Source organism: Proteus columbae (assembly GCF_009914335.1).
Taxonomy (GTDB): Bacteria; Pseudomonadota; Gammaproteobacteria; order Enterobacterales; family Enterobacteriaceae; genus Proteus.
In genome coordinates, this window is record NZ_CP043925.1 from 1,245,929 (window position 1) to 1,260,360 (window position 14,432).

At 37.6% G+C, this 14,432-nt stretch carries 12 protein-coding genes and 1 other annotated feature; of the genes, 3 read left to right on the forward strand and 9 right to left on the reverse strand.

Going from position 1 to position 14,432, the window contains the following annotated elements:
• Positions 1-34: 34 nt before the first annotated feature.
• Genes hisC through hisG form a run of 3 tightly spaced genes read right to left on the reverse strand, consistent with a single transcriptional unit; the run spans position 35 to position 3,341 of the window.
• Positions 35-1,117, reverse strand: coding sequence for a histidinol-phosphate transaminase (hisC, locus tag F1325_RS05750; RefSeq protein ID WP_160230103.1), 1,083 nt, complete (start codon positions 1,115-1,117; stop codon positions 35-37).
• Positions 1,107-2,435 (reverse strand): histidinol dehydrogenase, encoded by a 1,329-nt coding sequence (gene hisD / locus F1325_RS05755; protein ID WP_160230104.1) that lies wholly within the window; start codon positions 2,433-2,435, stop codon positions 1,107-1,109. The genes hisC and hisD overlap by 11 nt, the downstream gene beginning before the upstream one ends.
• 6 nt (positions 2,436-2,441) lie before the next feature.
• Positions 2,442-3,341, reverse strand: a complete 900-nt coding sequence (gene hisG, locus F1325_RS05760) for an ATP phosphoribosyltransferase (protein WP_109373484.1) — start codon at positions 3,339-3,341, stop codon at positions 2,442-2,444.
• Between the two features lie 44 nt (positions 3,342-3,385).
• Positions 3,386-3,516 (reverse strand) — a sequence feature (His leader region).
• Positions 3,517-3,873: 357 nt separating this feature from the next.
• Here hisG and F1325_RS05765 point away from each other — a divergent pair.
• On the forward strand, positions 3,874-4,695 hold the full coding sequence (locus tag F1325_RS05765) for an SDR family oxidoreductase (RefSeq protein WP_109373485.1): 822 nt from the start codon (positions 3,874-3,876) through the stop codon (positions 4,693-4,695).
• Position 4,696: 1 nt separating this feature from the next.
• Here F1325_RS05765 and F1325_RS05770 read toward each other — a convergent pair whose 3' ends face one another.
• Positions 4,697-5,317, reverse strand: coding sequence for a glutathione S-transferase family protein (locus tag F1325_RS05770; RefSeq protein ID WP_109373486.1), 621 nt, complete (start codon positions 5,315-5,317; stop codon positions 4,697-4,699).
• Between the two features lie 157 nt (positions 5,318-5,474).
• Here F1325_RS05770 and F1325_RS05775 point away from each other — a divergent pair, with 157 nt between their 5' ends.
• Positions 5,475-6,677, forward strand: coding sequence for a serine hydrolase (locus F1325_RS05775; protein ID WP_160230105.1), 1,203 nt, complete (start codon positions 5,475-5,477; stop codon positions 6,675-6,677).
• 151 nt (positions 6,678-6,828) lie between these two features.
• On the opposite strand, the gene F1325_RS05780 is transcribed toward F1325_RS05775, so the two are convergent.
• The 4 genes from F1325_RS05780 to ybjG form a co-directional block, all read right to left on the reverse strand.
• Positions 6,829-8,499 (reverse strand): formate--tetrahydrofolate ligase, encoded by a 1,671-nt coding sequence (locus F1325_RS05780; protein WP_160230106.1) that lies wholly within the window; start codon positions 8,497-8,499, stop codon positions 6,829-6,831.
• A 365-nt stretch (positions 8,500-8,864) separates the two neighbouring features.
• Positions 8,865-10,229, reverse strand: a complete 1,365-nt coding sequence (locus tag F1325_RS05785; protein ID WP_109373489.1) for an L-serine ammonia-lyase — start codon at positions 10,227-10,229, stop codon at positions 8,865-8,867.
• 130 nt (positions 10,230-10,359) lie between these two features.
• A complete protein-coding gene (locus tag F1325_RS05790; RefSeq protein WP_160230107.1) occupies positions 10,360-11,676 on the reverse strand; it encodes an HAAAP family serine/threonine permease in 1,317 nt (438 codons plus the stop codon).
• A gap of 910 nt (positions 11,677-12,586) precedes the next feature.
• A complete protein-coding gene (gene ybjG, locus F1325_RS05795) occupies positions 12,587-13,198 on the reverse strand; it encodes an undecaprenyl-diphosphate phosphatase (RefSeq protein ID WP_160230108.1) in 612 nt (203 codons plus the stop codon).
• 239 nt (positions 13,199-13,437) lie between these two features.
• Between ybjG and F1325_RS05800 the strand changes: the two genes are divergently transcribed.
• On the forward strand, positions 13,438-13,863 hold the full coding sequence (locus F1325_RS05800) for a secondary thiamine-phosphate synthase enzyme YjbQ (protein ID WP_109373492.1): 426 nt from the start codon (positions 13,438-13,440) through the stop codon (positions 13,861-13,863).
• Positions 13,864-14,115: 252 nt separating this feature from the next.
• On the opposite strand, the gene F1325_RS05805 is transcribed toward F1325_RS05800, so the two are convergent.
• Positions 14,116-14,379, reverse strand: coding sequence for a GrxA family glutaredoxin (locus F1325_RS05805; protein WP_036912158.1), 264 nt, complete (start codon positions 14,377-14,379; stop codon positions 14,116-14,118).
• Between the last annotated feature and the right edge of the window lie 53 nt (positions 14,380-14,432).

Here is a 14,432-nt window from a genome sequence, read left to right on the forward strand (position 1 = left end):
GTTGCGATTTTTTGTTGTTATCGTTTTTAATGTTTTATACGTTTGCAGTTTGAATATTTTTTATGGCATTAATCACGCTATCACATTCTTCTGCTGTACCGATAGAAATACGCAAACAGCCATTAAGCCCATATTGACGTTGTTGATCGCGTAAAATAATCCCTTGTTCCCATAAAGTACGGAAAACCAGATTAGCATCAGTGAATTTCACTAAAATATAGTTGGTTTCACTGTTATAAACCTGTTCTACATTAGGCAATTTTTTTAACATATCAGATAAAATGCTTCTGTTACGTGTAATTTCTGCCGCTCGTTTTTTCATTATCTCAATACTTGCTTCTGTTAATGCTTGCGCAGCAATATCTGCAACAGGTGTTGAAAGTGGGTACGGTGCGATCACCTTTAGTAATAATTCAATGACCGGCGGGTTGGCAAGCGCAAAGCCACAACGAAGCCCTGCTAAAGCAAAAGCTTTCGATAAGGTTCGCAAAATAACTAAATTCGGATAATCTTCAAGCCATGAAACAATTGACGCTTGTGGGCAAAATTCAATATAAGCTTCATCGACTGCTACAATCGCTTTGTCTTTCGCCAACGCTAATACATCCCGAATAAGAGAAGGATTAACAATATTTCCAGTTGGATTATTTGGGCTGCATAGGTAGATAAGTTTTACATTATCAAGCTGTGACGCTATTGCTTTAACATCAGGGCTCCAATCAGCAAGTGTAGGGACAACACGCTGCTCTATACCAAAGGTTTCAGCACTAACGCTATACATACCGTAAGTAGGAGGGCAATAAAGTACAGCATCTTTACCTGGCTCACAAAAAGCGCGAATAAGTAGTTCAATCGCTTCATCTGCACCACGGCTAACTAAGACTTGATTCGCATTCACACCTACGTATGCAGCATAACGATTGATCACATTAACAGGTTGGCATTCAGGGTAACGATTTAAGTTTTTTTCATTAAAAGTAAAGTCAGGCGCGATAGGGTATTCATTGGCATTTAACCACACAGAACCATTTCCACCTAAGCGTCGAGCAGATTGATAAGGTGTTAATTCTCGTACATTTTTTCTTGCAAGTGTATTGATATCAAATTCAGTTTTCATCACTCTTTTTCCCCTGAGCTAAAGCGTTAACGCGAAGTGTGACAGCATTTTTGTGTGCGGTGAGTTGTTCTGCTTGCGCTAATATTTCAATAGTCTGTGCTAAATCAGATAAACCTTGTGCTGTGAGTTTCTGTACTGTCATACGTTTCATAAAATCAGCTAAGCCTAAGCTTGAGTAGGTTGCTGTATAGCCATAAGTCGGTAGAACGTGATTAGTACCAGAAGCATAATCTCCCGCAGATTCAGGCGACCAAGCACCAAGAAAAACAGATCCAGCGCTGGTAATGCTATCAACACGGCTATCAGCATCATTAGTTTGAATAATTAAGTGTTCTGGACCATAGCTGTTACTAATTTCAATACACTGGTCGAGATCACGAGTAATAATGACGCGGCTTTCTGCTAGTGCTTGTTTAGCGATTTCAGCGCGGCTTAATAGCGCCAGTTGTGTTTCTGTTTCAGCAATAACGGCTTTAGCGAGTGTTTCATCAGGTGTTAATAACACAACTTGTGAATCAGGGCCGTGTTCAGCTTGTGAAAGTAAGTCAGCGGCAATAAATGCAGGATTTGCATCCGCATCAGCAATCACTAATACTTCAGAAGGGCCTGCTGGCATATCGATTGCAGCACCTTGTAGTGATTGACTTGCTTGGCGTTTGGCTTCAGTGACATAGGCATTACCAGGGCCAAAAATTTTATCAATCTTAGGAATAGATTCAGTACCAAATGCCATAGCTGCAATCGCCTGTGCACCACCTACTTGGAAAATTTCATCAATACCAATTTGTTGAGCAATATATAAAATTTCATCAGCAATAGGGGGCGGCGAGCAAAGAATAACTTTGCGACAACCCGCAATACGGGCTGGAATACCTAACATCATTACTGTTGAGAGTAATGGTGCCGAACCTCCCGGAATATAAAGCCCTACCGCATCAATGGGTCTGCTTACTTGTTGGCAAAATACACCCGGCTGAGTTTCCACGTTGATAGTGTTAGGAATTTGAGCCTCATGAAAGCGACGAATATTATTCATCGCCTGTGCTATTGCCTGTTTTATTTTGCTATCAAGTCTTGATGAGGCTGCATCAATTTGCGATTTTGACACCAAAACACTTTCCGGCGCTGCCTTATCGAATTTTTGGCTGAGTGCTTTAAGCGCTTTATCTCCATCATTGCGTACCTGTGAAATGATGCTAGCAACTTGTTCTGTAATTGAACCTGATGCAGAAATTGCAGGGCGAGTTAATAGCACTTGTTGCTGTTCTTTAGTGCATTTATTCCAGTAAGTTAATGTATTAAAACCCGTTTTCATCATTTCACCTTATTCCATCATTTTTTCAATTGGTAAAACAAGAATTGAACTTGCACCTAATGCTTTAAGTTTTTCCATTGTTTCCCAGAATAGGGTTTCGCTACTTACCATGTGCATTGCAACGCGATTTTGGTCACCCGCCAAAGGTAAAATAGTCGGTCTTTCAGCTCCCGGAAGTAATGCAATGACATCTTCAAGACAATCACTTGGTGCGTGTAACATAATGTATTTTGATTCTCGAGCTTGAATAACGCCTTGAATACGCGTTAATAAGCGGTCGATAAGTGCTTGTTTATCGGTTTCCATGTCACCATCGCGTTGGATCAAACAGGCTTTTGAGCGATAAATCACTTCAACTTCTTTTAAACCGTTGGCTTCTAATGTTGCACCAGTAGAAACTAAGTCGCAGATAGAGTCAGCAAGACCTGCACGAGGGGCAACTTCAACAGAGCCATTTAATAAACAGGATTTAAACTTGATGCCTTTTTGGTCTAAATAGCGTTTGAGCAGATTTGGATAGGAGGTTGCTATACGAGTATTATTTAAGCATTCCACACCCTGATAATCGAAATCAACAGGGGTTGCGAGAGATAAGCGACAGCCACCGAAATCAAGACGACGTAGTGTCAGATAATTTGGGTTTTCACCTTGTGAACGACGCTTTAATAGCTCTTCTTCTAAAACGTTTTCACCAATGATCCCTAAATCAACAACGCCATCCATTACCAATCCTGGAATATCGTCATCTCTAACACGCAAAATATCGATTGGCATATTTTCAGCGTAAGCAATCAGGCGCTGTTGATTTAAGTTAATTTTGATGCCACAACGTGCTAAAAGAGCACGAGAATCATCGCTTAAACGTCCTGATTTTTGCATTGCGATCCTTAATCTTGCTTTATCTAACATAATATTACCCTATCATTGTCCATATTTTTGTTATGAAAATTAGCTATAAAAAAACCCCGGAAGTTGCCTTCCGGGGTTTTTATTGTTTGTCTGCATTCAGACCACCGGAAGCGTTTCTTAAACGTCTTCCAGCACTCATCGCCTGAAAGACTAGTCAGGGTGATGGTGATGATGGTGGTTTAGTTGAATGCTATACATAATTATTTTCCTAGCTAATAACACTATTTGTTATTTAATAATGCCCGTTACTGTTAATCTGTATTTAGTAACCTGCATTTAGAATTTGTCTGCCTTTCAACCTACATGATTTACAAAGCAGAAAGCAACCTATTTTTTAATAATAATTTAATTATTTTATAACCTTTTGTTTTTAATGTAATTTTAATATTTCTCTTATTTACTTAATGGAACAAGTAGGCGAGTATATAGGGAGATGCTAAACGTTCACGAAATATAAGTAGTATTTATAAGTAATGGCGAAACTAAAATTTTATAGCATACTTTGACTAAGCCATTTAAGTAGGGGAGCAAAATGAAACGAATAACCATCGTAGGATTAGGTTGGTTAGGTTTACCACTTGCCGTTGCGTTGCGTGATGCAGGCTATCAAGTTAAAGGGACTAAAACCACTGAAGATGGTGTAGAAGCAGCAAGAATGAGTGGCATTGACTGCTGTTTAGTGAATTTAACACCCGCAATTGAATGTGATAGAGATGATTTTGATTACTTAATGGAAACTGACGTTCTCATTATCACGTTACCACCAAGTGCTGCTGGTGGAGGTTATGATTATGTTGAAGCCATTCAGACGCTGGTGGATAGCGCAATGTCTCGCCATGTTACGAGAGTCATTTACATTAGCTCTACTTCTGTATATGGCAATCAAACAGGTAATATCACGGAAGAAATGGATATTCGACCAGAAACACAATCAGCAAAAATGTTAGCAGAAGTTGAGAACTGGCTACATCGTTTACCGTTGACTACAGTTGATATTCTTCGATTAGCAGGATTAGTCGGGCCGGGTCGTCATGCAGGACGTTTTTTATCAGGTAAAAAACAGGTAAAAGGCGCTCATCAATGCGTTAACTTAGTCCACTTAGACGATGTGATTTTTGCAGTTGAACAACTTCTTGCGCAGAATGAAGGTGGCCATTTATATAATTTATGTGCTCCAATTCACCCTAAAAAGAAAGAATTTTATTCAAGAGTGTCGAATCAACTCGATCTTATTCCGCCAGAATTTGTTGAAGAAGAGAAGCCTTTAATACGAGAAATTGATGGTCAGGAGATCTGTCGAGATCTTGGATTTCATTACCATTATCCAGATCCCGACAAAATGCCAATGAATTAACTTAATTTACAGGCAATAACACGATATCACGGAAAATAGGTCTTTCACTTAATTGTGCAAACCAACGCTCAATGTGAGGGAAGTTAGGTCTATCTTTGCAAACTTCAAGCCACGGGTAGACCAATGGTGCGATCGCCATATCGGCAAGAGAGAATGCATCTCCTGCGAAATAAGTTGTTTTTGCAAGTTGGTCGTCAGCAATTTTGATTAATTTATTAAGCTTCTCTTTCAACGCGTTAACAATCTCAGGATTTTGCTGCTCTTTAGGCGTGCGAACAATCATGATCATCATTTGTTGAATGGGAGAAAATAGGCTGCCATTTGACCAATCCATCCATTTTTCTACATTTGCTCGTTGTTTCGGATCAATGGGATAGAGGGTATTATTGTCATATTTTGTACATAAATAACGAATAATGGTATTAGACTCCCATAAAGCAAAGTCATCATCTTGTAAGGTTGGAATAGAAGCGTTGGGATTCATCGCTAAATAATTTGCTTCATTGAGTCCACCAAAAGGGCCACCAACGTCGATTTGTTCATAAGGAACATTTAATTCTTTTAAGCACCAAAGAACTTTTTTAACGTTAGATGAGTTTTTTCTACCCCAGACTTTTAACATAAAGGTCTCCTAAACCACGATAAGTAATAAAATTTCCCTCTATAGGGCGCTAAATATGAATATAAGATAAATCTCTATATATCAATGTTGGCGTCTTATTCCAGAAAGCCATATAGTAGGAAAGCTTTAACAAATTGATATAAAAGGGTGATCGGTAATGAAAAAAAATATTCCATCTGTTCTGGGTAAGGTTACCGCGGGAATGGGTTTACTGCTAATTATTTCTAGTCCTTCATTTGCAGTAAATAATCCGGTACCTCCTCAAATAGAGGCAAAATCTTATGTATTAATGGATTACAACAGCGGAAAAATTCTGGCATCAGAGAAACCTGATGAGCGTTTAGATCCCGCCAGCCTGACAAAAATTATGAGTAGCTACGTTGTTGGGCAAGCTATCAAAGAAGGTCGTATGTCTCCTGACGATATGGTTATTGTTGGACGTAATGCGTGGGCAACGGGAAATCCGGTATTGAAGGGATCATCATTGATGTTCTTGAAACCGGGTGATCAGGTCAAAGTGATTGATTTAAACCGCGGTATGGTTATTCAATCTGGTAATGATGCCAGTATTGCATTAGCAGAACATGTTGCGGGTAGTCAGGAAACCTTTGTTGATTTAATGAATTCTTATGCTAAGAATCTCGGTTTAAAAAATACACACTTTAAAACCGTTCATGGGTTAGATTCTGATGGACAATATACAACCGCACAAGATATGGCATTACTGACAGCAGCCATGATCCGCGATGTTCCTTCTGAGTATGAAATTCATAAAGAAAAAGAATTTACATTCAACAATATTCGTCAGCCAAACCGTAACCGTTTATTGTGGAATAAAAATATGAATGTCGATGGTGTGAAAACAGGTCACACTAATGGAGCAGGGTACAATCTTGTTTCTTCGGCAACTGAAGGTGATATGCGCTTGATTGCTGTTGTTTTAGGAACACCATCAGATAAAGTGCGTTTTGCTGAAAGTGAAAAATTATTAGGCTGGGGTTTTCGCTTTTTTGAAACGGTAACACCTGTAAAAGCAGATACACCACTGACAACTCAAAAAGTGTGGTATGGCGATAAAGGTGAAGTAGTATTAGGGGTTGCTAACGATGCTTCAATTACCATTCCTAAAGGTGAATTGAAAAATCTGAAAGCCTCTTTTACTTTAACTAATCCTGTATTAGAAGCGCCGTTAACGCAAAATCAGGTTGTAGGTACAGTTAACTTTTTATTAAATGATGAAGTGATTGAACAACGCCCATTAGTTGTAAAAGAAGCGGTTGAGGAAGGCGGTTTCTTTAGTCGTATTTGGGATTTTGTTGTTAAAACAGTATCTGGTTGGTTTAATGCTATTTTTGGTTAATTCACCAATAATGGATCTATCAAAGCGTTACTGAGTTTTTCACCCAAAAAGAAAGACTAGCTGTTATTTTTGTATAAATAATCCGTAATTGTTTAACGATTACGGATTTTTTTATACTCAATAAAATAAAGGGATATTTCTATTTTATCACTTAAATAAGCCCATCTATTTTACCTTGATTATCAACATTAACAGCGATAGCAGCAGGTGCTTTCGGTAATCCGGGCATCGTTGTGATAGAGCCTGTTAAGGCAACAACAAAGCCAGCGCCAGCAGAAACATACACTTCACGAACGTTTATTGTAAAGTCAGTCGGTCGGCCTAATAACGTGGGATCATCTGAGAGTGAATATTGAGTTTTTGCCATGCAAACAGGGAAATGAGCAAACCCCATACTTTCTATCTTTTCTAACATTTTACGAGCATGTTGGCTATAAGTCACACCACCTGCACCATAAACTTCTTTGGCAACAATCTCGATTTTTTGACTAAGTGAAGCATCATCAGGATAAATTAATTGAAATTGGCTCTGTTCATTTTCAAGCGTATCAATCACTTGTTTAGCCAATTCAATACCACCTTCGCCGCCTTTTTCCCACACTTTGGTAATTGCGAAGCGACAATCTCTATCTTGGCAAAATTGTTCGATAAACTGGTGCTCTGCAATACTATCAGTGACATACGCATTAAGAGAGACAATCACGGGTAAGCCATATTTTTTTAGGTTTTCAATGTGTTTTTCAAGATTTACAATGCCTTTTTCAAGGGCGGCTAAATCTTCATTATTCCATTCGCCTTTACCTAAGCCACCGTTATATTTTAGCGCTTTGGTGGTGACAACAATCACGGCACAATCAGGGCGTAATCCACTGATCCGACATTTTATATCAAAGAATTTTTCAGCACCTAAGTCAGCACCAAAACCAGCTTCTGTCACAGTAATATCAGCAAGTTGAAGAGCAAGTTTTGTCGCCCTTACGCTATTGCATCCATGGGCGATATTAGCAAAAGGGCCTCCATGAATAATGGCAGGAGTATTTTCGAGTGTTTGTACTAAATTAGGATTAATAGCAGCTTTTAATAAACTCGCCATTGCTCCGACGGCTTGTAGATCGTTTGCTGTAACAGGATCACCATGATAAGAATAAGCAACAATGATGCGAGAAAGTCGCTGTTTTAAATCATCAATATCCGCTGCTAAACATAGGATAGACATAATTTCAGAAGCAACAGTAATAACAAAGTTATCTTCTCTTGTGATACCGTCTTTTTCGCCACCTAATCCCACAACAATATTACGTAAAGCACGATCGTTCATATCCATACAACGTTTAAACACGATTTTTTTAGGATCGATATTTAAAGGATTACCTTGATAAATCGAATTATCAAGTATGGCTGCAAGTAAGTTATTGGCAGAGGTAATAGCATGAAAATCGCCAGTAAAATGAAGGTTGAGATCTTCCATCGGAACGACTTGTGAATAACCACCACCAGTTGCTCCACCTTTAATGCCAAAACAAGGGCCTAAAGAGGGTTCACGCAATGCAATAATGGCATTTTTCCCAATATGATTAAGTGCTTGCCCTAATCCAACAGTCACCGTTGTTTTACCTTCACCAGCAGGTGTTGGGTTAATTGCTGTAACTAAAACTAATTTTCCGGGCTTTTTTGCCGCAATTTTTGACCAAATACTGTGGCTAAATTTAGCTTTGTACTTGCCATAAAACTCGATATCGTCTTGATCAATATTTAAATTTTTAGCAATGTCCTGAATAGGTAAGAGGTGTGCTTCTTGGGAGATTTGAATATCTGATTTCATTTTAATTCTCTTTTTATCCCGCTAATGATGTCTCTAGTGATCTTTACTTATCAACTTTAGACAATAATCTAAATATGGCCAATAGATTGATTAATTTGTAGTTATTTACTTTAGATAACGCGTTCATCGTCACGCCATTTAAATAATCGTTGTGGTTAGCGTCTATTTTTTCTTTAAATTACCTCTATTAGAGTGATGTTTTGTTTTTTTCAAAAAACGTATTTTAACTAAGGATGACAATTTAATCTCATACAAAAAAGAGGATATTAAAAAAGAAGAGTCTCAAGATAGATGTTAATAAACAAAAAAGGCGCTGATATCAGCGCCTTATCTATTATAAATATCTGTATTTAAGACTTTCAGATTTAGTCACAAGAAATTTTAATGGCTAATCCACCTTGAGAGGTTTCACGATACTTAGCATTAATGTCTTTCCCTGTTTCGTACATTGTTTCGATGACTTTATCTAAACAAATACGAGGATCGCTGACACGACGTAAAGCCATACGAGATGAGTTTACGGCTTGTACGGCTGCAATAGCATTACGTTCAATACAAGGAACTTGTACTTGTCCTGCGACTGGGTCGCAGGTAAGCCCTAAGTTATGCTCCATCGCAATTTCTGCTGCGATACAAACTTGTTCTGGGCTACCGCCTAAGAGTTCAGTCAATGCACCTGCTGCCATTGAACAAGCAACACCGACTTCACCTTGGCAACCGACTTCAGCACCCGAGATAGATGCATTCATTTTGTAAAGTGAACCAATAACACCAGCAACTAAGAAAAAGCGAGTGTAAGAGTTTTCATTTACAGGGCGAATAAATTTATCATAGTAAGATAATACTGCTGGGATAATGCCGCAGGCACCGTTTGTTGGTGCTGTGACAACACGCCCACCAGCCGCATTTTCTTCATTCACGGCAAGGGCAAACATATTAATCCAGTCAACAACTGTCATTGGATCTGTTGTCGTTTTATCTTCTGTGACTAACATACGGCGTAATGCAGAAGCACGGCGAGGTACACGTAATGGCCCCGGTAATAAGCCTTCGGTATTTACACCGCGCTCAATACCTGACTTCATTACTTCCCAAACAGCCGCAAAATGAGCCGAAATTTCTTCTTTGCTACGTAATGCTAATTCGTTTTGCATCACTAATGCTGATAAAGAAAGACCTGTTTCTTTGCAATGGCGACGTAAATCAGCCGCATATTGATAAGGATAAGGAACTTGAACTGTATTTTTTTCAGGTTGGCCAAAATGTTCTTCATCAACAATAAAACCGCCACCAGTAGAATAATAGGTTTTTTTCAATAAAACCTGCTCACCGTTATAAGCGGTAATGGTCATGCCATTTTCATGGAGAGGTAGATTGGTTTTATGAAAATTCATACCGCCTTCAACCGGAAAATCGACTTCTTTTATGCCATTTGCCAGCATTAAGCGACCGGTTGTTTCTACTTGTTTAATAAACGGGGCGATAGAATCAATATCGACAGTATCAGGTAAATTTCCTGCGAGTCCCATAATAATAGCAATATCCGTTGCGTGACCTTTACCTGTTAAAGATAAAGAGCCATAAACATCAACGATAACGCGGGAAACAGAAGAGAGGAGATTTTTTTCAGCAAGTAAATCAACGAATTCTTTACCTGCTTTCATTGGACCTACAGTGTGTGAGCTTGAAGGGCCGATACCGATTTTAAAAATATCAAAGACGCTAACCATAATATTCGCCTCCCTAATTAATTTAAAGGCGCAACTGTGTGATTATTAGAGTGAGAAGTGTCAGTTTTGAAGTCTAAAGCTGTAATGGCTACTTTCTTTTATGTTATGAAAGTAGCCATCAGGTGCTTTATTAGCCCATGAATGAACTAATTAAGCTATAGAAAACTGCTGAGATTGCGATAAGACCCATAATTACAACGAATGCGTTGCTGATATGGCCTTGGTATTTCTTCATCGCTGGTACTTTACGGATTGCATACATAGGCATCAGGAACAGTAACATTGCGATAATTGGGCCACCTAATGTTTCAATCATACCTAAGATGCTTGGGTTTAATGTTGCAACAATCCAAGTTGTAACCAGCATAAACAGTGCAGTGATTTTGTTTAAACGATCTTTTTCGATTGTTTTACCTTTTTCACGCAGTGATTTGATGATTAAACCGTTGAAACCTTCACGAGCACCTAAGTAGTGACCTAAGAAAGATTTAGTGATCGCAACGAAAGCAATAAATGGAGCAATATAAGCGATAACAGGTGCTTCAAAATGGTTAGCAAGGTAAGACAGAATACTGATGTTCTGTGCTTTTGCTTCTGCTAAGTTTTCTGGTGTTAAGCTAAATACACAGCTAAACACGAAGAACATTACAGTGATAACCATCATGATGTGCGCATAAGCTAAAATGCGTGAACATTTTTTCTCAGCGTTTTCGCCGTATTCTTCACGTTTTGCAACAGCAAACGCAGAGATGATTGGAGAGTGGTTAAAAGAGAACACCATTACAGGGATAGCTAACCATAGGGTTACTAATAGGCCTTGACCCATACCTGATGTTGTTGCGTGATCAAAAGAGAGAGTATCAAGGATCGCACCATTCCACTCTGGGATCAGATACAGTGCTAAAACCATCAGGACAGCAACAAATGGGAACACTAAAACGCTCATTGCTTTAACGATAGCTTGTTCACCAAAGCGAATAATCGACATGATACCGACAATCAGTACCAACGATAAAATTGCGCGAGGTGGTGCAGACATGTGCATTTGGTTCACAATAAAGCTTTCTACTGTATTGGTGATAGCAACACTATAAACCAATAGAATAGGATAAATTGCGAAGAAATAGAGCAGGGTGATTAATTTACCTGCTGTTTTACCAAAGTGTTCTTCAACAACTTCAGTGATATCTTCACCTGGATTTTTACCTGATAACACAAAGCGGCACATACCACGGTGTGCAAAGAAGGTCATTGGGAATGCAAGTACTAACATGATCAACAGAGGAATTAAACCACCAATCCCTGCGTTGATAGGTAAAAATAGAACGCCAGCACCGATAGCCGTACCGTATAAACCTAACATCCATACTGTATCTGACTTACGCCATGTTTTGTAATCACCTTGGGTGTTACCCGACGCGATAGAACCAACTTTGGTTGTATCCATAATACTCTCCGAAATAACGCGGTAAAAAAAATAATGAATAAAAATAAGAGCGCGATTGTATTTCTTTTTAGAAATAATCACGGCATAAATTTAATTATGAATAAATGAGTGCATTGAGTACCTGGTGTTATCTCAATATCTTCAATTACCACATACAAAATCTTTAAATTTCAAAAGAATTAGACTCTTCCAAAATTTGAAAAAATATTCAATAAGTTTATATCCAGACTTAAGAGGTGCAGAATATAGTGTTTTTCAGGATAAACTACCGTGATCACCATCTCAAATGCTAAATATAACTGAAAAACCTGAAAATGTAACATTTTTTATATTTTGTGTTTTTCGAGGCGGTTTTTAAAACATTTTGAAATAACTTTCCAGTTTTAAAGGAAATACAAAATAAAGCTAAATACTTAAATATTCATATGTTAATGATTATTTTTAGGTATCTTTATTAACTAGAAAATAAATGATTAAAATCAATTAGGTTATTTTTATTTACAATTAAAACATTACATTAACCATGTATCCAATTGAAATATAATGATAAATTATTTTCTCTAATTAATGTTTAAAACTAGACAAAAGAATATAGAAACAATGCAATATGATTATTTATTAATGAATTTCTTTTATTTTATGAAATGAATATAGCTATATTTCATTTGTAAGTAGAATATTGTTTATAAATACGACAATGAATTTGTTAATAAATGAGTTTGGTAGATTGTTATATAACGAATATAAAAGTTTCATTTTGATTAAAATAACAACATATTTATTTTTTGGACAAATACTATAATAGTAGAGAATATTTTTATTTATATATTAATATATTGAAGGGCGGTGTCACTTAAGTTAAATATAAAAAAGACCACAATAAATGTGGTCTTTTTTGGTATAAGAAAGGCTATGCCTTTGTCCAACCTTTGCGAATAGGATAAGCAAAACAGAGCTGATAGAGCTGTTGTACCCATTTTTGGAGTATATTTCCACCTTTAGACCAGAAGATCTGGCAAAGGCCACAAGAAAGTAGAGCAACGATAAAAGCTCCAATCATATCGATTGGCCAATGTACGCCAAGATAGATACGCGCCCAAGCAATCGCAACTCCTAAACCGAGCATAATATAGCCAATACGTTTGCTGTTATGCCAAAAGAGATAAGCTAAAGCAATGGTGAAAACAAACGTACCATGGTTACTTGGGAATGATGGTGTTGCATCGTGATCAAGAAAGTTGTAGCCAATGTTGGCTGCAAAAGGGCGTTCATGAGGAGCAATAGCACCAATCACCCAAGAGATAGAAAGTGCGATACCTAAAGAGATAGCCGCTTTACATGCCAATGTTCTTTGCTGGCTAAGATATTTTTCATTACCCCATAACCAATAGAACACTAAAGATAACGGAAAAAGATAGACAAGGTACTTAGCAATAATTATCGCCGTACCGATTTCTAAAGGAGATGCCGCAGGTGTTGCATTCATCATTGAAAATACGGCTAAATTGAATTGTTCCAGCAAAGTAGGCTCCATACATGTCGTATTGATAAGCGATGTTTATGATGCATAATACGCAAGTTTTTAAGGGTAAATGAGGGAGTAATAGGGGTAAAGTGTTTTTTTCTTATTTAATTGTGCTTTTTTTAAAAGATTTGTCAGTTTTATACCAAACTGAGCTAAAGCACTCTTAAAAAGAGTATTGCGCTTATGTTATTGCTCCTACATCGTTCTTTTTCTTATCTTCAACGAGGTATAACTTTATGTGGTTCCAGAAAAATATAGTCCTTAGTGCAAGGCCTAGAGGATTTCACTTAATTACACAAGCATTGATTCAAGAATTACCGGAACTAAGACAATATAAAATCGGAATTGCTCATTTTTTTATTCAACATACATCGGCCTCATTAACGATTAATGAAAATGCTGATCCAACAGTACGAAGTGACTTTGAAAACTTCTTTAATCAAAACGTAAAAGAGAACGAAGATTACTATCTTCACACTTATGAAGGCAGTGATGATATGCCTGCGCATATTAAAAGTAGTTTACTTGGACAAAGTGTCATGGTTCCTATTAGTCAAGGTGAGCTGAATTTAGGGACTTGGCAGGGGATTTATCTCGGTGAACATCGTAATCACGGTGGTAATCGTCGTATTATTGTGACATTGCAAGGTGAGTGTTACTAAATTTCAAGCAATAAAAAACCCGACAGTTATTTCACCAAAAGGGTTGAAACTATCGGGCTCCTCAATATTTGGGGACATCAAAGAAAAGCAGTGGCACTAATTCAGACTACGGGTTAGAAAGAAAGTTCGCTGACTAATGAAAAAAAGTAGAATTTTTTTTGGAAAGAGTGAGATGATAGAGAAAAGATGGATGATATAAAAAGAGAAAGCGCTAAAACATATTGATAAATAAACTGTTTTAGCGCTTTTAAATTAGTTGTAGATGCCTAAATTTTCTTTAGCATAAGCTTCAAAATCTGTGCAACCACCAATGTGTTTCTCATCAATAAAAATTTGTGGCACAGTTTCAACAGGTTTACCGACAGTTTTAGATAAATCAGCTTTTGTAATTCCTTCAGCTTGAATATCTACATAGCGGAAATCGAAATCGTCACGTTTTTCAGACAAAGTTTCAGCCAGTTGTTTCGCACGAACACAATATGGGCAACCTGGGCGACCAAAAATGACAACAAACATACGACACTCCTTATTGAGGAAATAAAATTCAGGCATAATAGTTTCTATTGGTT

What these genes read in the sequence shown, in the direction of transcription:
- hisG (WP_109373484.1), bottom strand. Translation starts at nt 3,341, where the DNA reads ATGTTAGATAAAGCAAGATTAAGGATCGCAATGCAAAAATCAGGACGT.
- F1325_RS05805 (WP_036912158.1), bottom strand. Translation starts at nt 14,379, where the DNA reads ATGTTTGTTGTCATTTTTGGTCGCCCAGGTTGCCCATATTGTGTTCGT.
- F1325_RS05785 (WP_109373489.1), bottom strand. Translation starts at nt 10,229, where the DNA reads ATGGTTAGCGTCTTTGATATTTTTAAAATCGGTATCGGCCCTTCAAGC.
- F1325_RS05770 (WP_109373486.1), bottom strand. Translation starts at nt 5,317, where the DNA reads ATGTTAAAAGTCTGGGGTAGAAAAAACTCATCTAACGTTAAAAAAGTT.
- hisC (WP_160230103.1), bottom strand. Translation starts at nt 1,117, where the DNA reads ATGAAAACTGAATTTGATATCAATACACTTGCAAGAAAAAATGTACGA.
- F1325_RS05800 (WP_109373492.1), top strand. Translation starts at nt 13,438, where the DNA reads ATGTGGTTCCAGAAAAATATAGTCCTTAGTGCAAGGCCTAGAGGATTT.
- F1325_RS05765 (WP_109373485.1), top strand. Translation starts at nt 3,874, where the DNA reads ATGAAACGAATAACCATCGTAGGATTAGGTTGGTTAGGTTTACCACTT.
- F1325_RS05790 (WP_160230107.1), bottom strand. Translation starts at nt 11,676, where the DNA reads ATGGATACAACCAAAGTTGGTTCTATCGCGTCGGGTAACACCCAAGGT.
- hisD (WP_160230104.1), bottom strand. Translation starts at nt 2,435, where the DNA reads ATGATGAAAACGGGTTTTAATACATTAACTTACTGGAATAAATGCACT.
- F1325_RS05775 (WP_160230105.1), top strand. Translation starts at nt 5,475, where the DNA reads ATGAAAAAAAATATTCCATCTGTTCTGGGTAAGGTTACCGCGGGAATG.
- F1325_RS05780 (WP_160230106.1), bottom strand. Translation starts at nt 8,499, where the DNA reads ATGAAATCAGATATTCAAATCTCCCAAGAAGCACACCTCTTACCTATT.